Source organism: Bradyrhizobium yuanmingense (assembly GCF_900094575.1).
GTDB classification, from domain to species: domain Bacteria; phylum Pseudomonadota; class Alphaproteobacteria; order Rhizobiales; family Xanthobacteraceae; genus Bradyrhizobium; species Bradyrhizobium yuanmingense.
The window spans coordinates 110,284-128,956 of sequence record NZ_FMAE01000009.1 but is presented as its reverse complement, the minus strand read 5'-3'; the positions used below and the strand labels follow the sequence as shown (position 1 = coordinate 128,956).

The window sequence follows — 18,673 nt, the reverse complement described above, 5'->3', positions numbered from 1 at the left end:
CATCGCGCTTCAGAAGGTCGCGGCCATTGCAGCGAGACGTTGATGGGCCCGTTCGCGGGCGGCATCGATCGGCGCTTGTGGTCCCGTGGTTGGACCGATCAGGACGAAGCGGACATTGCTGATCCCGATGAAGCGCAGGATCTCCCGTAAGTAGGGCGTTGCCATGTCGATACGGCCGCGGTTCATGCCGGTGGCAAAATCGCTGCCGCTGGCGATGATCACCAGCGTCGGCCGGTCCTTGAGCAGCGGCAGATATCCCTGCGACGGATCAAACCGAAAGGTGAGGCCGGGCTGGACAATGATGTCGAACCACTGCTTGAGCTTGTAGGGAAGGCCGAAGTTCCACATCGGGGTCGAGATCAGCACGCGATCGGCGAGCGAGAAGCGTAGCGCCATTCGCTCGGCCTCGGCAAAGCTGTCGCGCTGCGCATCGGTGAAGACCTGAGCCTTCATGCGCGCGTATTTGGCCTCGACAATCGGACCTGTGAATTCCGGCATCCGTTCACGCCAGATGTCCACGACATCAATGTCCCAATCCGGCCGGGCCTGGCGGAAGCCATCGAGAAAGACCCGCGCGCCGGCTGTCGATTCGGCCTCGGCGCGCGGCGAGCAGGACAAGTGCAGGAGCTTTGCCACAGCTCATCCCAGCGCTCTGATCACGGCATCGGCCCTGGTCACGACCGCGACGTTCTGCATGGCGAAGTTGATCGAGGCATTGTGCCAGTCGGCATTCATGGTCGAGCAGCAATCCTCGGGCACGATCATGAAATAGCCCTTGTCGGCGCCGGTCCGCGCCGTGTGCTCGATCGACATGTTGGTCCAGGCGCCGGTATTGATGATCATGTCGCGGCCGGTCGCTTTCAGGATCGTCTCCAGCCGCGTGCCTTCCCAGGCGCTCATCCGCATCTTCTCGACCACGAAATCGCCGGGCCGGGGCTCGAGGCCTGAAACCGGGGCCGCACCCCAGCTCCCGCGCACCATCGCCTTGCTGTCGACCAGGACCTCGAACAACGGAGCGTTCAGCGTGACGCCGGGCGCGCCGGGCTCGACCACGAACCAGACATGGATGATGGTGACGCCGCGGGCGCGGGCGGCTTCCGCCAGGCGCCGCACATTCTCCACGACATGCTGCTGCTTGGCGTGACCCGGCGCGCCCGACTCGGCGAAAGCCCCGCCGTCCATGATGACGTCGTTCTGGAGATCCTGAATGATCATGGCGCAGCGTTGCGGATCGAGCCGCATCTCGCCCTCGGTCAGAATAGGTGCGGCTGGCGATGAGCCCGGGCTTGTTCCGCCGCCAGCGCGCCGGCCGCTCATATAGGGCTCATGCCGCGGGCCGACCCGGGTCGGGATCGCATACACCGAGTGCGTCGAGGTGAGATAGAGCGTGCGGAAATCCGGCCCGCCCCAGGCGAGGTTGGCGACCAGCTCCGGCACGCGGACCTTGCCGAGCAGTTCGCCGCGCGGCGAATAGACCCAGACGCCGCCGGGCGCGGTGACCCAGACATTGCCGTGCTGATCGCACTTCATGCCGTCGGGCAGACCGAGCTCGAGCTCGGACTTGATGCCGCTCGCAAACACGCGCGCATTGGACAGCGAACCATCGCTGTTGACGTCGAACACGCGGATCAGGGCTTGCACGGTGTCGTTGACATAGAGCAGCCTCTCGTCCGGCGAGAAGCACAACCCGTTCGGCTGGTCGAACAGATTGCGCTCGACCACGAGCTTCGGCTCGCCGCCCGGCACGACGCGGTAGACGCCCTGGAAGCCGAGCTGGCGCGGCCGTTCGACGCCATAGACCGGCATGCGGCCATACCATGGATCGGAGAAATAGATCGCGCCGGATGAGTGCACGCAGACGTCGTTCGGGCTGTTGAGCTCCTGGCCGCCGAAATGCGAGGCCAGCACCTCGCGCCGTCCGTCCGGGCGTTCGCGGATCAGCGACGAGGTCGCGTGCTCGCAGACGATCAAATTGAGCTCGGCGTCATAGGTCATGCCGTTGCATTTGTTCGACGGGCGTTTGACCTCGACGACCCCGCGCCGCGCATCCCAGCGCCGCCGCACGTCGGCCGGCATGTCCGAGAACAGCAGATAATGATCGACCGGATGCCAGATCGGCCCTTCCGTGAAGTCGAAGCCGGTGCCGATCTGTGCGACCGGCGCATAGGGGTCGATCAGGGTTTCGAACTCGCTTCGCAACGTCACATGCGTCATCGGTCGATCCTCGACAACGTCAAGCCGGGAACCAGTTGCGCTCGGGCAGCGACTGCACGATCGGGCCAGGGACTTGATCGTGCAGACGCCCCACGACATTGCCGCCTTCGATCTTGGCGGGACGGTCGTGGACCGGGAGCAGGTAACGCGAGCTGCTCAGCAGCTTTTTGATCGCCGCCTTTTCCGCGCGCTTGGTGGTGCCATGGTTGCCGGTGGTACGCGGCTCCCAATCGTGGATCTCATGGAAGGGCGTGACGATCTGGTCGTTGAAGTCGTAGATCACGTCGCCGCAGATGGTGGCGATGCCGTCGGCGGTCTCGACGATGATGTTCATCGAGCCCTCGGTGTGCGCGTTGGCGGCGTCGCAATAGACGCCGGGCATCAGCTCGATCGGCCCGGTGATCTCGAGGTCCAGGAAGCGCAGCGCGCTCTTGGTATGCAGCCGGTCGATCAGGTGCTTGATGTCTGGCGCGGGATATTGCGGATGCATCAGGCCGGAGACGGAATATTCGAGCTCCTTGCGGTTGAGCACGACGGTCGTGTTCATCGGAAACAGGTCGTCCTTGCCGGCATGGTCGATATGCAAATGCGTGTGGCAGACGAAGCGAACGTCGCCCATGCGAACGCCGTGGCGCGCGAGCTGGTTCTCGATCATGTTCTCATGATACTGGAGCCCGCGCATGCCCAGCGTCTCCATGATCTGGTTGGAGCGATAGCCGGTGTCGACGACAACAGGATATTTGCCACCGAGGATCAAAAAGCCGAGCGTGAGGACGCGGCGGGTGCGGCCGCAGTCGCGGCCGAGCACCAGGAAGCTCGATTCCAGCTCGATATCGCCGTAGTCCAGGATCTTGATCTCCAGCGCCATTCGTTTCCCTCCCGTCTCGTTTCTTGTCTGTCAAAGCCGATAGACGCGCGTCGCCGTCGTCCTGAAGATCGCATCCTGCTGCTCCGCACTGAACGGGGCGGCGGCGCCGCGAAAGGCTGCGACGAGCTCGCGATAACTGGTCCACAATTTCTCGATCGGAAAATTGGAGCCGAACAGGCAGCGCTCGGCGCCGAAGATCGCGACGGTATCGGTGAGCACGGCGGCGATATGCGCGGGATCGTTGCGATGGATGAAGGTGCCGAGCCCGGATAGTTTCGAGACCACGTTCGGACAACTCGCGAGCCGGGCCATCCCGGCGCGCCAGGCCGCCCGTCCAGCCGGCGAGAGATCCTCGAGCATGCCGGCATGCTGGAGGATGAAGGTCACGCCGGGACAGGATTCGGCCAGCTGCGCAGCATCCGGCATCTGCGGCGTGAACACCTGCAAATCGAAGCTCCAGCCGTAATCGGAAAGACGTGCGACATTGCGACGGATCGTCGGGTCGGCGCAGAGATCCGGACGCGCCGCGAAGCGATAGAGCGGGTTCTCGTGCCAATGCAGCTGCATGCGCACCCCGCGCAGCAGCGGATAACGCTTGAGGCGGTCGAGCTGCGGACGGACGTCCTCGGCCGCAAAATTGGCGTAAGCGACGATGCCGTGCGGCCAGCCATGCTCGTCGGAGGTGCGCTGCACCCAGGCGGTCTCCTCCTCGAAATGCTCGGGCGCCCAGTTGGTCTGCACATAGACGGAACGGGTGACGCTGCTGTCCTTGAGATCGTCGAGATATTCCTGGATCGGATAATCGCGCCGGATCGGCTCGTACGGTCCGAAGATGCGGGGCTGCATGGGGCCGGTCAGCCAGGGCAGGTCGGCCTGCCGCCAGATGTGATGATGGCCGTCGACAATATCGTTCACGCAGCTCTCCTTCCCAGTGCCAGGACGTGGGCGACGATCGAGGCGCTCGACCCGCCGTCCACGAGATCGTCGACGAAGCGTTCGATCGCGACCAGCGCTTCTGTCTGCGGACGGAACGCGGGGCCTGTCGCGAGCGGCGTCAGCCAGCTCAGCCGCCACGCCCGCCGCGACAGTTTCGCGACGGCGTCGCGGAGGGCGTCCGGCTCGCCGCGCTCGAGCCCGTCGGAGACGATGATCACAGCGGCGCCGCGGGCGTAGCCGCCGAACCGCGGGACCGCCAGGAACGCTTGCAGCGCGTCGCCGATCCGAGTGCCGCCGTCCCAGTCGCTGACCAGATGTGCCGCGGCGCTCAGCGCCTGCTCGCGCCGTTTCAGCCGCAGCGCGCGGGTGACACGGGTCAGACGCGTGCCGAAGGTGAAGACCTCGACATTGGGCGCGGCCTGCACCAGCGTATGCGCAAGCTTCATATTCTCCTCGGTGCGGCTTTTCATCGAGCCGGAGACGTCGATCAGCAGTAACACCTTGCGCGGCCGTTGCCGCCGTTTCATGTGGCCGAGCCGCAGGATCTCGCCGTCGCTGCGGACGCTGTCGCGCAAGGTGCGGCGGAGGTCGGCAAAGGGGCCGCGGCGCGCCCGCATGCGGCGGTGCCCGCGCCGCCGTGGCAGGCGCCGCGGCGCCTCGCGTGCCAGGCGTCGGAGGGCATCGGTCGTGGATAGCTGCACGAAGCGGCGCTCGACCAGCGCCTCAGTGCGCGATGCAGTCAGGCCGGACTCGTTGGCCTCGTCGGAGAGCAGGGGCTCCTCGTCGCCGCGACCTTCCTCCTGCAGACGGACGGTCTCGTCGTCCTCGCCGTCGTCGGCACGCTCGATCGCCTCGCTGCCGCGGAAATGCAGGTCGAACAGCCGATCGAAGGTGGCGCGGCGCTCGGGCGGAGGGGCTAGGGTGGCGAGCGCAGATTGCTTGATGTCCTCGAGCTTGCGCGGTCCGAGCAGCGCAATCGCCGCGAGGAACGCGGTGGTCTGCTCCGGCGCGACGGCGAAGCCGTTGGCGCGCAGCAGGGCGACGAAGGAAACAAAGGTGCGGGCAGCGCGCGGGAGCTGCGGCTCGATGCTCATGCGGTCGCCTCCGCGAGCATGGCATCGAGCCGCGGCGCGATGAAGTGCAGGTCCTCTTCGTCCTTCAGCGCGACGCCGATCGAGCGTTTGAAGGCATCAGGCCAGCGCGCGCCGCCCTTGTTGAGGAGGGTCGCGGCCTCGGCCCAGTCGACGGCTTCGGCGATCCCGGGGGCCTTGCTCAGCGGTTCGCGCCGCAATCTCTCGACGGCCGCGACGACGGCGCGGGCCGTGGCTTCGGCGACGCTGGAGGCGCGCATCATGATGATGCGTGCCTCGCGCTCCGCCGTCGGATAATCGATCCAGTGATAGACGCAGCGGCGGCGCAAGGCTTCGTGCAGATCGCGGGTCCGGTTCGAGGTGAGCACGACCACCGGCCGCTCGGCCGCGCGGACCGTGCCACGCTCGGGAATTGAGATCTGGAAGTCGGAGAGGAATTCGAGCAGGAAGGCCTCGAACTCCTGGTCGGCGCGGTCGATTTCATCGATCAGGAGCACGGTGGAATCAGGTGCGCGCAGCGCCGCCAGCATCGGCCGCTCGATCAAGAACGTCTCGCCATAGATGTCGATGCTCTCGTCGCCGGCCTGACGGATCGCCAGCATCTGGCGTGGATAGTTCCACTCATAGAGCGCGGCAGAGGCGTCGATGCCCTCGTAGCATTGCAGGCGGATCAGGCGGCGGCCGAGCACGGCGGCGATGGCTTTGGCGGCCTCCGTCTTGCCGACGCCGGGCGCGCCTTCGAGCAGCAGCGGCTTGCCGAGCGCGAGGCCGAGATAGGCGGCGGTCGCGAGCCCTTCGTCGGCGAGATAATAGGCCGCCCGCAGCGCCCGCTCCAGCGCCTCCGGGCTGTCGATGCCGACGATGTTGCTGCGAACCGCCACGGCCGATCCTCTAACGCCGCGCCTGCGGCCGCGCGCCGCCCTGCGCCTTGATCGCCCGCAGCACCTTTTCCGGCGTGATCGGCAGGTCGTCGATGCGAACGCCCACCGCGTTGAAGATCGCATTCGCCACCGCCGGCAGTACCGGATTGGCGCACATCTCGCCAGGGCCTTTTCCCCCGAACGGACCGTCAGGGGCGGGGCGCTCCAGCACGGCGATATCATGCGGACAGATGTCGCCGGGACCGGGCATCAGATATTCGACGAAGTCGCGGGGCCCGTGGACAGGATCGGGATAGTACGGCTCCGGCGTCTCGTAGAGGGCGTGGCTGACGCCCATCCAAGCGCCGCCGACCAGCTGCTGCTCGACGAGGCGCGGATTGAGCGCACGGCCGAGCTCGTAAGCCGAGTCCATCCGGACCATCGCGACCTCGCCGGTCTCATCGTCCACCTCGACCTCGGCGACAAGGCAGGCATGGGCATAGCAGGTCGCCGGCGACATCTCGCCGGTTTCAGGATCGACATCCGACAGCGGCACGAGAAAGATGCCGCGGCCCGAGATGGTCTTGCCCTGCTTGAACTGCGCAGCAATGGCCACGTCCTTTGTCGAGATCGAGCGGTGCGGGGCGCCCTTGACGTGGATGTTGCCGCGACCGTCGGTTTCGAGATCGGCGGCGTTGACCTCGAGCTCCTCGGCGGCGGCCTCCATCATCACGCCGCGCGCCTCGCGGGCTGCGGCCATCACGGCATTGCCGACGCGATGGGTGCCGCGCGAGGCGAACGAGCCCATGCAGTGCGGGCCGGTATCGGAATCCGCGGTGTCGACATAGACGTCCTCGACCGGCACGCCAAGCGTCTCCGCGCAGATCTGCCGCGTCACAGATTTCATGCCCTGGCCAAGGTCGATCGACGACAGCGCCACGGTGAACTTGCCGCTCGGGTTGGAATGCACCAGCGCCTGGCTCGGATCGCCGCCGAGATTCATGCCGATGGGGTAGTTGATCGACGCCATGCCGCGTCCACGATGCCGGGTCATCTCAGCGTCTCCTGGTGCCGAACACGGAGGAGAATCGGGTCGCGCCGTGCGATGGCGCGGCCGGGCGGGGCGGGGGAGGCGGCGGCGCCGGCGGAGGTGGTTCGCGCGGCGGCTCTCTTGTCGCCGTCACCGGCGCGCGGTCGTAGGTCGTGCGCTGCTGCGCAGGCGCAGCGGGCCGGCTGCGCGAATCCGTCGGTGTTGGCGGGATCACGGCGCGGCTGCCGCCGCCGTCCTTGCGCGAGGAGGCGCGCCTGAACTCGTCGCGGATTGGCCATTTGGCCTTCTCCGCCGCAACCTGGACGCACTCGATCAGCGCGGTGTTCTTGGCTTCGCGCCGGTGCGCCTTCATGTCGCCGTCGCGATAGGCATTCAGGATCCGGAACTCCATCGGGTCCATGCCGACGAGGTTTGCGAGCTTGTCCATCTGGCATTCGATGGCAAAATCCATCGCGGTGACGCCGAAGCCGCGCATGGCCGTTGCCGGCGTGCGGTTGGTAAAGACGCAATAGACGTCGCCATAGACGTTCGGGATGGTGTAGGGCCCCGGCAGGTGCGCGGCGCATTTCACGGCGGCATAGCTCGACAGCCGCGTATAAGCGCCGCTGTCGAAATAGGCGCGGATCTTGCGCGCGACGATGCGGCCGTCGCGCATCACGCCGTCCTTGATGTAGATGCGCTCGGCGCCGCGCGGTGGGCCGTATTGCATCTCCTCCTCGCGGCCGAACATGTAGCGCACCGGGCGCCCGGTCAGCATGGCGCCGAGGATCGCGAGTGGTTCGGTCAGCGTATCCACCTTGCCGCCAAAGCCGCCGCCGACGGTGCCGCCGATGAAATGGAAGGTGTTGGAAGGCACGTCTAGGATCTTGGCGCAGGTGTCGACCGAGAAGAACAGCGCCTGCGTCGAAGTGTAGACGACGTAGCGGCCGTTGGTGTCGGGTGCGGCGATGGCGCCGTTGGTCTCGGTCGGCGCGTGCTCGATCGGCGACATCTGATAGCGCTGTTCGAGCACGTGGTCGGCGGTCGCGAGCGCGGCATCGGCATCGCCAAAGCGCAAGCGCTGGTGATCATAGACGTCGTGATAGATGAAGGCGTTCTTCGGATAGGTCTCGTTGACGACGGGCGCGCCCGGTTTCAGCGCGTCCTCGACGTCGAACACGGTCGGCAGCGGTTCGTAGTCGATCCTGACCTTCGCGATCGCCTCGAACGCCTCGCGCTCGCTGTCGGCGACGATGGCGATGATCGGCTCGCCCTTGTAGCGAACCTTGTCGACGGCCAGCGATGGCTCGTCGTCCTTGCCGAAGTTGATCAGGCTGAGCAGCGTGTTCAAGTTGCGTGGGACGTCCGCGCCGCGGATGATCCGGCGCACGCCGGCCGAGCGCTCGGCCTCGGTGGTATCGATGCGGCGCAGCCTTGCATGGGCCTGGGTCGAACGCACGACCTTCAGGTGCAGCATGCCCTGCAGCTGGTGGTCGTTGAAATAGCTGGACGTGCCGGTGATGTGGCCGAGCATGTCCTGCCGCTGCGTGCCCTTGCCGATCTCCTTCAAATTATCGTCGCGCTCGTCGGCGAAGATGTCCTTGCGCAGTTCCAGCATGGTCTGACCTCAGGCGCTGGCCCGGCCGCCCGCGGCGGCGAGGATGGCATTGATGATCGGCTCGTAGCCGGTGCAGCGGCAGATGTTGCCGGAGATCGCCTCGATGACGTCGGCCCGGCTCGGGGCGGGATTGCGGTCGAGCAGCGCCTTTGCGGCCATCAGCATGCCCGGCGTGCAATAGCCGCATTGGGCAGCAAAGTTGTCGGCAAAGGCGCGCTGCAGCGGATGCAGGTTCGGGCCTTGCTTCATGCCGTCGAGTGTCTCGACCGAACGGCCCGCGACGGTCTCGGCGAGCGTCAGGCAGGAGAGGTGAAGCTCGCCGTCTATCAGCACGCTGCAGGTGCCGCAGCCACCCTGGCCGCAGCCGAATTTCGGCGTCATGTCGCCGATCAGCTCGCGCAGCGCGACGAGCAGGTTGGTGCCGCCGTCGACGAAGATCGCGACGTCGCGGCCGTTGTGGCGAAACTGCAGGGGGATTTTTGTCATGGCGAGCTATTCCTGTCCCGACAGCAGGCGCCGCAAATGCACACCGACGATCTCGCGGCGATACCAGGCACTGCCGAGCGCGTTGTCTGAGGGCGATGTTCCTTCTGTGGCGGCAGAGGCCGCAGCTGCGATGGTCGCCGCATCCAGCGAGCGGCCCTCCAGCGCGCGCTCGACGGCGCGAGCGCGGATCTGGGTCGGCGCCATCGAGCCCAGCGCAATCCGCGCACCCGCGATCCGTCCGCCGCTGACCGGCAGATGCGCGGCAAGCGTGATCACCGAGCCGCCCTTCGGCTTGATGCGGGCGATCTTGCGATATCGGAACGCCTCGCTGCTTGCCGGCCGCGTGCAGGACACCGACAGCACCAAAGTCCCGGCCTGGCGCTCGCGCCCCTGCAGAAACTCCTCGATCGGAATATCGCGCGAGCCGAAGCCGCCCTGAACCGCAATAGTGGCGTCGAGCGCCAGCAGTGCCACGGTGAAATCGCCGTAAGGGTTCGGCGCGAACAGATTGCCGCCGACCGTGCCCATGTTGCGCACGGCAGGACCGCCGATCGAGCGGGCGGGGGCATGCAGGAAGGCGAGGTCGCGCTCGGCGAGCACGCGCGCGAAGGTGACGCCGGCGCCCAGCGTGATGCGTGGACTTGAGGCGTCGATCCGGGTCAGCGCCTGGTCCCGCGCCCGGACGATCGTCGAGATCGAGACGTCGCCTTCGTTCAGCGCCCGCATCACCAGCGTGCCGCCGCCGAGATAGCGCGCGCTCCGGTCCGACGACAGCGCGCCAGCCGCCTCGCTCGCATTCGCAAAAGTCTTTACCGTCACGGCCATGGCTTAGGCGGCCTCCTTCAGATGGCGGCGGATCGCTTCAAATCCGGCCTGATAGATGTCTTCGGCGACCATGTGGGTGATGCGGTCCTTGTCCTCCGGCTTGGTCGTGAAGCGCGATTCCCAGTGCCAGAAGGTGCGGTCGCCGTCGGTCACCGGCAGCAAGCGAACATGGGCGACGTAGTTGAACATCGGGACCGGCGTATCGAGCAGGCAATAGCTGAAGGTCTGTTCGAGATCGGACAGCGCCAGCAATTGTTCGCGTAGCTCCGAGCCGTCCTTGAGCTTGAACCGCCTGACGCAGCCGATCTTGTCGGCGGACTGCGCGCGTTCGATGGAGGAGGTCGCGACCGCCGGGTGCCAGCGGTCGTGCCCGTTGAAATCGCGCAGCACGTCCCACACCGCGTCGGTCGATGCGTTCAGGATCGTGCTCTTGACGATATGCGGCACGGCTAGCCTCCGAACACGCGCTTGAGGGCGTCGAAGCCGCCCTGGAATACGCCGCCGCCGATGTTGTTGACGAGCTCGGTTTCACGCTCCGGCGCGCAGTCGAATTCCGCCGTCCATTCCATGAACGTCTGGTCGCCGTCGGTGACGGGCGTCAGGCGCAGGGTGGCGACGTAGTTCTCGACGCCCATCGGCGATTCCAGGATGGAGTAGGTGCAAAACATGTCGAAGTCGGAGAGGCCGAGCAGCTTCTCGCGGATGCGGTCGCCGTTGCGCAGGCGGAAATCCCTGACACAGCCGATCTTGTCGGAGGGCTCGCCGCCCTCGATCCGGCTTTCGGCGATGGCCGGATGCCAGTTCGGCAGACCGTTGAAATCGCGCACCCGCGCCCAGACGCGGTCGTTGCGGGCGTTGACGACGGTGGAGACGTAGACGCGGGCCATCGCTTGAGACCTCAGCTCTTCTTCCGCGGGCCGCGCTCGGCCGGCGGCTCGCCGCCCTCGGTCGCAGGCGAGGAAGCCGCCGGCTTGTCACCACCACCGCCACCACCTCCGCCGCTACCCTTGCGCGCGGCCTCCTTGATGCCCTGCATGTCGCGGGCTTCACGGATCAGCCCCGGCATCTTGGCGAGACTGCCGCCTTCGACGCCGATATCCGACAGGATGGAATCGATCAGCGGCGCCTGGACGCGGTAGCGCAGCGCCGAGTCGATCACCTCGTCGGTGGCGCTGCGACCGCCATTGCCGTTCCCATGGCCGTTGCCGTTGAGGCCGTCGACCTGGAGGATGCGGATGCCCTCGATCTTCTCCATCGGCTTGACGCTCTCGCGCACGATGCCTTCGATGCGGTCGAGCAGCTTTCTGCGGAACAGCGAGTAGCGCGCCTGGTCTGTCAGTACGTTCTCGGCTTCGTTGAGCATGCGCTGCGCTTCGGCTTCGACGGCGGCGCGCACACGCTCGGCTTCGGCCGCGATGCGGGTCTCCTCCGCCTGCTTCTCGGCCAGCAGGATTTCGACCGTCTTGCGACGCTTGGCGATCTCGCTCTCTCGCGCGGTGACGACGCGCTCGGTGGCTTCCGTCGCGCGCATCCGGGCTTCCTCGGCAGAGGCCTTGGCTGCGGACTCTTCCAGGGATTTGGTGTGGATCGCGATCGCCTTCTCCATCAGGACGGTCTCGACCTCCTTCTCACGATTGACCTCGAGCTTGCGCAGCTCGCGCTCGCGGCCGATGCGAGCCTCGTCGAGGCCGCGGTCGGAGGCGATGCGGGCTCGCTCGACCTCCTCGCGCGCGGCGATTTCGGCCTCCTGGAGCGATTGCACGCGGGCGACCTCGAGCTGCTCGATGGCGCGGCGCCGCTCGATGCGCGCCGCCTCCAGGGCCTGCTCGCGCGAGACGTCGGTGGTCTCGACTTCCTTGCGCGCGACGATCTCGGCCTGCCGGACCTGGCGGTCGGCGTCGATCCGCTCGGACTTCTTGGTGGACAGCGCGATGACGCGGTCCTCGTCCGCGATCTCGATCGCCTTCTTCTGCTCGATGTTCAGCACCTCGCGCTTCTTGGAGGCATTGATGCGCTCGGCCTCGAGTGCCAGATCGACCGTGATGCGCTGCCGCTCGATGGCGTCGCGCCGCTTCAGCTCGGCGGCATCCAGGATCCCGGTCCGTTCGATCTCCAGCGCGCGCGTTTCCCGTTCGGCCTGGATGCGCTCGGCCGCGACCGTCTTTTCCTGGGCGATGCGGGCTGCCTCGATCGCCTCGCGCGAGGCGATATCGGCTTCCTCGACAGCGCGGTTGCGGGCGATTTCCAGCGAGCGCACGCGCTCCTCCTGCGCGATGCGCGAAGCTTCCGTGGTCTCGCGTGCGGCGATGCCGGCGACGTCGAGCGCCTGGTTGCGCTCGATCTCCAGCTGCCGCGTGTTCTGCTCGGCGGCGATGCGCTCGGCGGCGAGCGTCCGCTCGCGGGCGATGCGGGCGGCTTCCACCGCGCGCTGGGCCTCGATCTCGGCCTCCTGGATGGTTCGCACCTGCTGGATCTCCAGCGCGCGGGTACGCTCGTCGGAGGAGATGCGCTCGACATTGACGATCAACGTCTGGGCGATGCGGGCCTTTTCGGTGGCCTCGCGTGCTGCAATCTCGGCCTCGTCGACCGCGCGCGTCCGCTCGATCTCGCGGCGGCGCGTCTCCTCCTCGTTGGCGATGCGGGCGTCGGTGACGACGCGGTCCTGCTGGATGCGGGCCTTTTCGATCGCCTCGCGCGCGGCGATCTCGGCTTCCTCGACCGTACGCATCCGCTCGATCTCGCGCTGGCGCACTTCGCGTTCGGAGGCGATGCGGGTGGTGTCAATCGAGCGCTGGTTGGCGATCCTTGTCTTCTCGATCTCCTCGCGCGCCAGCAGCTCCTTTTCCTCGATCGTGCGGGTCCGCTCGATCTCCTTCTGGCGGGTCTCGCGCTCCGAGGCGATGCGGGCTTCGGCGATCGCCTGCTCATTGGCGATGCGGGCGCGCTCGATGGCCTCGCGGGCGGAAATCTGCGCCTGTTCGGCCTCGGTCTCGCGCAGGGCCCGCTCGCGGGCGACTTCGGTGCGCTGAAGCGCGCGGCGCATCTCGATGTCGCGTTCCTGCTCCAGGCGTGCGGTCTCGCTCTCGCGCTCGATCTCGAGCGCCTGCCGCTCGGCTTCCAGGTTGCGGGAGCGGATCTTGATCATCGAATCCTGCTCGATGTCGTTGCGCAGCTTCCGCCTAGCCTCGATGTCCTCCATCAACCGGGTCAGGCCTTCGGCGTCGAACCGGTTCGACGGGTTGAAGAACTCGAGGTCGGTCTGGTCGAGATCGGTGATCGCGACCGATTCCAGCTCGAGGCCGTTCTGGGCGAGAGCTTCCGCCGCTTCGGTCTTGACCCGCGCGACGTAGTCGCCGCGACGTTCGTGCATTTCCTCCATGGTCATCTCGGAGGCGACCGAGCGGATCGCCGAGATGAACTTGCCGGCCAGCAGCGCATGGAGCTGCCCCGGTTCCAGGGTGCGGCGGCCGAGCGTCGCCGCGGCGATCGAGACGGCCTCGCGGGTCGGCTGCACGCGGACGTAGAAGTCGGCCTCGATGTCGACGCGCATGCGGTCGCGCGTGATCACGGCATCCTGCTTCGACCGTACGATGCCCATCGGCAGCACGTTCATATTGACGGGCGTGTAGTCGTGGATGAACGGCAGCACGAAGGCGCCGCCATTGATCACCACGCGTTCGCCAAGGAAGCCGGTGCGGACGAACGATGTCTCCTTGGAGGAGCGGTGGTAGAGCCAGTTCACGATATAGACGCCAACCACGATCACGATGATCGCGACGATCAGCCAGAGGATCAATTCACCGACCAACATCCCTGACATCTTTTCCTCCCTCGAACCAATCAGACGTTATCGCGCGCCGATCGCCTTGAATTGCCGCACCTGTTCCGTCAGCGCCCGCTCCACCGGCAGCCGCTCCATCGAGGACGCGCCGTAGAAGCCGTGGCAATGACGGGTGTTCTTCATGATGAAATCGGCGTCGGCCGGATCGGCGATCGGGCCGCCATGCGCCAATACCAGGATGTCCGGATTGACGCTGAGCGCGGCATTGGCCCAGGTGTCGATCCGCGCCGGGCAGTCGTTGAGCCTCAAGGCGGTCTGCGCACCGATCGTGCCGCCGGTGGTCAGACCCATGTGGCAGACGATGATATCGGCGCCGGCGATCGCCATCGCTGCGGCTTCCTTCTCGCTGAACACGTAGGGCGTGGTCAGCATGTCCTTGTCGTGCGCCCTGGCGATCATGTCGATCTCGAGCGCATAGGACATACCGGTCTCTTCGAGATTGGCGCGGAAGGTGCCGTCGATCAGGCCGACGGTCGGAAAGTTCTGGACGCCGGCAAACCCGAGTGCCTTCAGCTGGTCGAGAAAGACGTCCATGTCGCGGAAGGGATCGGTGCCGTTGACGCCCGCCAGCACCGGGGTCTGGTCGACCACGGGGAGCACTTCGCTCGCCATTTCCAGCACGATGGCGTTGGCATCGCCATAGGCCATCAGGCCCGCGAGCGAGCCACGCCCGGCCATGCGGTAGCGGCCGGAATTATAGATGACGATGAGGTCGACGCCGCCGGCTTCCTCGCATTTGGCTGAGAGCCCGGTGCCGGCCCCGCCGCCGACGATCGGCTCGCCGCGCCTTGCCATGTCGCGAAACCTTTTCAGCAGCGCCGCGCGTTCAAACCTGGCCATCGGTCACCTCGCTACTCTCCGCCGCACCCCGGTGCGCCCGAACAGGGTTCGGAACGCACCGACGATGGCGGCGGCGAAATCGGGATCGTTGATGTTCTTAGGGATGCGAATGAGCTGGCGGTTGCCGGTCTGCCGCACGGTCCGCTCCAGCGTGCGGAACAGCGCGGCGTCGGCATCCGGATCCCAGAACGGCTGGCCTCGTGCGTCGAGGGCGGAGACGCCGCCCTCGGGCAGGAAGAAACGCACCGGGCCATCCATCTGGTTCAGCCGCTCGCCGATCCAGCGGCCCATGCGCTCGTTCTCTTCCACGGTCGTCCGCATCAGCGTCACCTGCGGATTGTGGACGTGGAATTTGCGGCCGCGATAGCGCTCGGGAACGGTGTCGGGCGCGCCGAAATTGACCATGTCGAGTGCGCCGAGCGAGCCGACATAGGGCAGGCGGCTGCGGATGACCGCGCCAAAGCGGTCCTCGGTCGCGGGAAACACGCCGCCCATCAGGAGGTCGCAGACCTCAGTCGTGGTGAGGTCGATCACGCCGGCGAGCTGGCCGGACTCCACGAGCTTCTCCATCGAGCGTCCGCCGACGCCAGTGGCATGGAAGACCAGGCATTCGAAATCGCCGCGCAGGTCGGCGGCGATCTTCTGCACGGCCGGCGTGGTGACGCCGAACATGGTGATGCCAATTGCGGGCAGCCCGCTGGCCTCGCGCGCCGTGGCGGCACGCGTGTCGAGCCGCGCCTTGACCATGCCGGCGAGCGCATTGGCCCCATTGGCGAGCACCGCGCGCGAGATCGAGTTCAGCCCCTGTACGTCGGTGACCGAGTACATCATCGTGATATCCGCCGGGCCGACATAGGGCCCGACATCGCCTGAGGCGACGGAGGAGATGATCAGCTTGGGCACACCGACCGGCAGGCCGCGCATGCCTGGGGCGACCAGCGAGGCCGCGCCGGACCCGCCGGCGGAGATCACGCCGGCGACATTGCCCTGACGCCGCAACCAGTTGGCAAACGCGTCCGCCATTGCTGTCACGGCGGCACCACGGTCGGTGCCGAACACGGCGGAGCCGCCGCGACCGTGGTTCAGGGCGATCTCCTGCGCGGAGACGTCGCAGGATGAATGCTTGCCGCTGGTCGAGACGTCGACCAGCCGCGTCCGCAGGCCGCTTTCGGCGATGATGTCGCGGATGTAGCGCAGCTCCTGGCCCTTGGTGTCGAGCGTGCCGACGACCAGCACCACCGGCGGGCCCGAGGCCTGCGCCGCCGCCGGCTCGCGCTTGCGCCGCGCCGTCTCGTCGACGCGCGCGACTTGCGTCGAGAGCGTCCGCGCCGCGGCCTCGATGCGCGCGATCGGCACCGGTTGCGACCATCGCGTCGGCAGCGTCGGGTTGGAGATGTAGATGCGCACCGGCCCGTCCCGCCGTGGCGCCGGTGTCGGTGTCGTTTCGGCGCCGGAAGCGGCGACGTCGATATCCGTCTCGAGCTCCGCATGAAGCCCGACGCCGAGCAGGCGCTGCTGCAGCTCGCGGTCTGCGGCAAGGCGCGCGGAGTCGATGATGCGGTTGATGCGGCCGTTGACCATGATCGCGACGTTGCGCGAGATCGCGGTGGCGACGCCGATGTTCTGCTCGATCACGAGCACGGACATGTCACCGTCTTCGCCCAGCTGCAGCAGCATCTCCTCGACCTGCGCGACGATGACGGGCGCGAGGCCTTCGGTCGGCTCGTCCATGATGAGCAAGTGCGGGTTGGTGAGCAGCGCGCGCGAGATCGCCAGCATCTGCTGCTCGCCGCCGGAGAGCTGGCCGCCGCCGTGGCCTTTGCGCTCGGCGAGGCGCGGGAATGTGTCGTAGATGCGCTCGACGGTCCATGCGCCCGAACGCAGGCCGCCGGCGAGCTGCAGATGCTCGTCGACGCTGAGCGAGCGCCACAGGCGGCGGCCCTGCGGCACATAGCCGACGCCGAGCCGGGCGATCTGGGCCGGCGGCCGCCGCGTGACATCCTCGCCGCGGACGCGGATCGAGCCGCCACTCACGCCGACCAGCCCCATGATCGCCTTGCACAGCGTGGTCTTGCCCATGCCGTTGCGGCCGACGACGGAGAACACGCCGCTATCCAGCGTGAGATCGACGCCTTGCAGGGCGTGCGAGTGGCCGTAATAGACGTCGAGGCCGCGAACCTCGAGCGCGGGATTGCTGCGGCGGGCCTCATTCATGGCCGCCTCCCAGATAAAGCTCCTGCACCTCAGGGTCGGACTGGATCTCTTCCGGCAGGCCCTCCTTGAAGACGCGCCCGTTGTGCATCATCGTGACGCTCTCGACGACGCGGAGCGCGACGTCCATGTCGTGCTCGATGATGATGTAGCCGATATGGGCGGGCAGAGAGGTCAGGATCTCGATCAGCTCGGCCCGCTCCGTCGGCGACAGGCCCGCGGCCGGCTCGTCGAACAGCACGAAGCGCGGTGCGCCTGCGAGCGCCAGCGCGATCTCGAGCTGGCGCTGCTGGCCGTGGGCGAGCTCGGCCACGCGCTGGTCCTTCACGGCGGATAGATGCACGGCCTGCACGAGATTGTCCGCGGCATGCATCAGTGCGTCGTTCTGCCCCGGACGCAGGAACGAGAAACGTCCGCGCGAGACGCCGCGGCAGGCGAGATAGACGTTGTCCTGCACGGTAAGGCCGGGGAACAGCGCCGAAATCTGGTAGGTGCGGCGCAGCCCGCGACGGATGCGCTCATAGGGCGGGAAATGCGTGACGTCCTCGCCGAAGAAGCGGATGGTGCCGGAGGAGGGCGGGAAATCGCCTGTGATGCAGTTGAACAGCGTGGTCTTGCCGGCACCGTTCGAGCCGAGCACGGCGCGCCGCTCGCCCGGTCGCACCGTGATGGTGACGTCGGTCAGCGCGGCGAGCGCGCCGAACAGCCGCGTCACGCCGCGCAGCTCCAGCGCAGCGCCGGCACCGACGGCGGAGAGGCGCTGGGCGACGCTATCCATGACCGCGCCCTCTACCGGAGCGGCTCACCTCGCGCCGTTGATGCTGACGCCAGCGCTGCCACAGGCCGATGACGCCGTCCGAGGACCAGAACACGATGGCGAGGAAGCCGAGCCCGATCAGCAGGCGGAAGCGGTTGCCGTCGAGTCCTAGCCGGACCAGGAAGTCGAGCGCGAAGGTCCGCAGCAGCACGAATGTCAGCGCGCCGATGAACGGCCCGATCGGGCGCGTAATACCGCCGACGACGGCGATGATCAACACGTCGATGCAGGCCCCGACGCTGACCGAGCCCGGTGAGATCTGGCGGTAGTTCCAGACCTGGAGCACGCCGGCCAGCGCCGCAATGAAGGATGCGAAGGCATAGGCCGCGATCCGGTGCGCGTTGACGTTGAAGCCGAGCGCCGCCATGCGCCGCGGATTGTCGCGTACGCCCTGAAGGGCGAGTCCGAAGGGCGCTCGCACGACATACTGGACCGCGAAATAGCAGAACGCGGCGACGGCGAGCACGATGTAGTAGAAGGGAATGTCGGCGCGCCAGTTCACGCCCCAGAAGCGCGGCGTGGCCACGTTGTTGATGCCGGTATGGCCGTTGAAGATCGCCCAGTTCTGATTGGTGAAATAGTAGAAGGCAGCCCCAATGGCGAGCGTGATCATGATGGTGTAGATGCCTTCGGTACGCACCGCGAGCGCGCCGCCGAGCGTGCCGAACGCGGTCGCCAGCGCCAGCGCCATCGGCACTGCGAGCCACCACGGCCAGCCCAGGCTGATATTGGCGTTGCCGCTGACGCCGAACACGGCGACCATGTAGGCCGAAAAACCTGCAATGGTGAGCTGCATCAGGCTGACCATGCCGCCATAGCCGGCAAGAAACATCAGGCTCAGCGCCATGGTGCCGAGGATCAGCGTGGTCGCGAAGATCTCGATCAGAAAAAAGCTGCTCGCGATCAGCGGCATGATTACGAGGATGGCCGCGACGGCCCAGGCGGCGGGGTTGTTGATCTCCGGCCAGGTCCGGGCCGCGCGCTGCGCCTCGGTGGCGCGGCCTACGGCGAGGCGGGCATCGTGGGCGAGCGACAT

The 18,673-nt window shown here is 66.9% G+C and carries 17 protein-coding genes; all 17 read right to left on the bottom strand.

All coding sequences use genetic code 11. The features are described 5' to 3' along the window. Positions 1–9: 9 nt before the first annotated feature. From GA0061099_RS29760 to GA0061099_RS29680, 17 genes are read right to left on the bottom strand one after another with little or no spacing between them, the layout of a single operon-like run. The gene (locus GA0061099_RS29760) at positions 10–636 is read right to left on the bottom strand and encodes an FMN-dependent NADH-azoreductase (RefSeq protein WP_036023751.1); all 627 of its coding nucleotides are present in this window, start codon (positions 634–636) and stop codon (positions 10–12) included. 3 nt (positions 637–639) lie between these two features. Further along, complete coding sequence (locus GA0061099_RS29755) at positions 640–2,214, bottom strand: isochorismatase family protein (protein ID WP_036023753.1); 1,575 nt, start codon at positions 2,212–2,214, stop codon at positions 640–642. Positions 2,215–2,233: 19 nt separating this feature from the next. After that, positions 2,234–3,082 (bottom strand): MBL fold metallo-hydrolase, encoded by an 849-nt coding sequence (locus GA0061099_RS29750; protein WP_036023756.1) that lies wholly within the window; start codon positions 3,080–3,082, stop codon positions 2,234–2,236. A gap of 30 nt (positions 3,083–3,112) precedes the next feature. Further along, complete coding sequence (locus tag GA0061099_RS29745; RefSeq protein WP_036023759.1) at positions 3,113–3,997, bottom strand: amidohydrolase family protein; 885 nt, start codon at positions 3,995–3,997, stop codon at positions 3,113–3,115. Then, complete coding sequence (locus GA0061099_RS29740) at positions 3,994–5,112, bottom strand: vWA domain-containing protein (RefSeq protein ID WP_036023762.1); 1,119 nt, start codon at positions 5,110–5,112, stop codon at positions 3,994–3,996. Before GA0061099_RS29740 ends, GA0061099_RS29745 begins: the two co-directional genes overlap by 4 nt. Then, positions 5,109–5,990: an AAA family ATPase gene (locus GA0061099_RS29735; protein WP_036023765.1), complete on the bottom strand. Its 882-nt coding sequence runs from the start codon at positions 5,988–5,990 to the stop codon at positions 5,109–5,111. Before GA0061099_RS29735 ends, GA0061099_RS29740 begins: the two co-directional genes overlap by 4 nt. Before the next feature lie 10 nt (positions 5,991–6,000). Beyond that, positions 6,001–7,023, bottom strand: coding sequence for a xanthine dehydrogenase family protein molybdopterin-binding subunit (locus GA0061099_RS29730; protein ID WP_036023767.1), 1,023 nt, complete (start codon positions 7,021–7,023; stop codon positions 6,001–6,003). 1 nt (position 7,024) lies between these two features. After that, a complete protein-coding gene (locus GA0061099_RS29725; RefSeq protein WP_036023770.1) occupies positions 7,025–8,617 on the bottom strand; it encodes a xanthine dehydrogenase family protein molybdopterin-binding subunit in 1,593 nt (530 codons plus the stop codon). Between the two features lie 9 nt (positions 8,618–8,626). After that, complete coding sequence (locus GA0061099_RS29720; protein WP_036023772.1) at positions 8,627–9,103, bottom strand: (2Fe-2S)-binding protein; 477 nt, start codon at positions 9,101–9,103, stop codon at positions 8,627–8,629. Between the two features lie 6 nt (positions 9,104–9,109). Further along, entirely contained in the window at positions 9,110–9,928 is an 819-nt protein-coding gene (locus GA0061099_RS29715) for an FAD binding domain-containing protein (RefSeq protein ID WP_036023774.1), read from the bottom strand. Positions 9,929–9,931: 3 nt separating this feature from the next. Next, on the bottom strand, positions 9,932–10,375 hold the full coding sequence (locus GA0061099_RS29710) for an SRPBCC family protein (protein ID WP_074448192.1): 444 nt from the start codon (positions 10,373–10,375) through the stop codon (positions 9,932–9,934). A gap of 2 nt (positions 10,376–10,377) precedes the next feature. Then, a complete protein-coding gene (locus GA0061099_RS29705) occupies positions 10,378–10,815 on the bottom strand; it encodes an SRPBCC family protein (RefSeq protein WP_036023778.1) in 438 nt (145 codons plus the stop codon). A gap of 11 nt (positions 10,816–10,826) precedes the next feature. Continuing rightward, positions 10,827–13,748, bottom strand: coding sequence for a flotillin family protein (locus tag GA0061099_RS29700; RefSeq protein ID WP_036023780.1), 2,922 nt, complete (start codon positions 13,746–13,748; stop codon positions 10,827–10,829). A gap of 27 nt (positions 13,749–13,775) precedes the next feature. Further along, positions 13,776–14,609, bottom strand: a complete 834-nt coding sequence (locus GA0061099_RS29695) for a phosphoenolpyruvate hydrolase family protein (RefSeq protein ID WP_074448191.1) — start codon at positions 14,607–14,609, stop codon at positions 13,776–13,778. 3 nt (positions 14,610–14,612) lie between these two features. Continuing rightward, complete coding sequence (locus GA0061099_RS29690) at positions 14,613–16,823, bottom strand: ABC transporter permease (RefSeq protein WP_036023785.1); 2,211 nt, start codon at positions 16,821–16,823, stop codon at positions 14,613–14,615. Continuing rightward, entirely contained in the window at positions 16,816–17,598 is a 783-nt protein-coding gene (locus GA0061099_RS29685) for an ABC transporter ATP-binding protein (RefSeq protein WP_036023786.1), read from the bottom strand. Before GA0061099_RS29685 ends, GA0061099_RS29690 begins: the two co-directional genes overlap by 8 nt. Beyond that, positions 17,591–18,673, bottom strand: a complete 1,083-nt coding sequence (locus GA0061099_RS29680; protein WP_036023787.1) for a branched-chain amino acid ABC transporter permease — start codon at positions 18,671–18,673, stop codon at positions 17,591–17,593. The genes GA0061099_RS29685 and GA0061099_RS29680 overlap by 8 nt, the downstream gene beginning before the upstream one ends.

Coding starts and splice junctions, on each gene's coding strand:
- GA0061099_RS29705 (WP_036023778.1), bottom strand. CDS start 10,815: ATGGCCCGCGTCTACGTCTCCACCGTCGTCAACGCCCGCAACGACCGC.
- GA0061099_RS29755 (WP_036023753.1), bottom strand. CDS start 2,214: ATGACGCATGTGACGTTGCGAAGCGAGTTCGAAACCCTGATCGACCCC.
- GA0061099_RS29750 (WP_036023756.1), bottom strand. CDS start 3,082: ATGGCGCTGGAGATCAAGATCCTGGACTACGGCGATATCGAGCTGGAA.
- GA0061099_RS29685 (WP_036023786.1), bottom strand. CDS start 17,598: ATGGATAGCGTCGCCCAGCGCCTCTCCGCCGTCGGTGCCGGCGCTGCG.
- GA0061099_RS29700 (WP_036023780.1), bottom strand. CDS start 13,748: ATGTCAGGGATGTTGGTCGGTGAATTGATCCTCTGGCTGATCGTCGCG.
- GA0061099_RS29680 (WP_036023787.1), bottom strand. CDS start 18,673: ATGTCGCTCGCCCACGATGCCCGCCTCGCCGTAGGCCGCGCCACCGAG.
- GA0061099_RS29740 (WP_036023762.1), bottom strand. CDS start 5,112: ATGAGCATCGAGCCGCAGCTCCCGCGCGCTGCCCGCACCTTTGTTTCC.
- GA0061099_RS29690 (WP_036023785.1), bottom strand. CDS start 16,823: ATGAATGAGGCCCGCCGCAGCAATCCCGCGCTCGAGGTTCGCGGCCTC.
- GA0061099_RS29725 (WP_036023770.1), bottom strand. CDS start 8,617: ATGCTGGAACTGCGCAAGGACATCTTCGCCGACGAGCGCGACGATAAT.
- GA0061099_RS29715 (WP_036023774.1), bottom strand. CDS start 9,928: ATGGCCGTGACGGTAAAGACTTTTGCGAATGCGAGCGAGGCGGCTGGC.
- GA0061099_RS29695 (WP_074448191.1), bottom strand. CDS start 14,609: ATGGCCAGGTTTGAACGCGCGGCGCTGCTGAAAAGGTTTCGCGACATG.
- GA0061099_RS29720 (WP_036023772.1), bottom strand. CDS start 9,103: ATGACAAAAATCCCCCTGCAGTTTCGCCACAACGGCCGCGACGTCGCG.
- GA0061099_RS29730 (WP_036023767.1), bottom strand. CDS start 7,023: ATGACCCGGCATCGTGGACGCGGCATGGCGTCGATCAACTACCCCATC.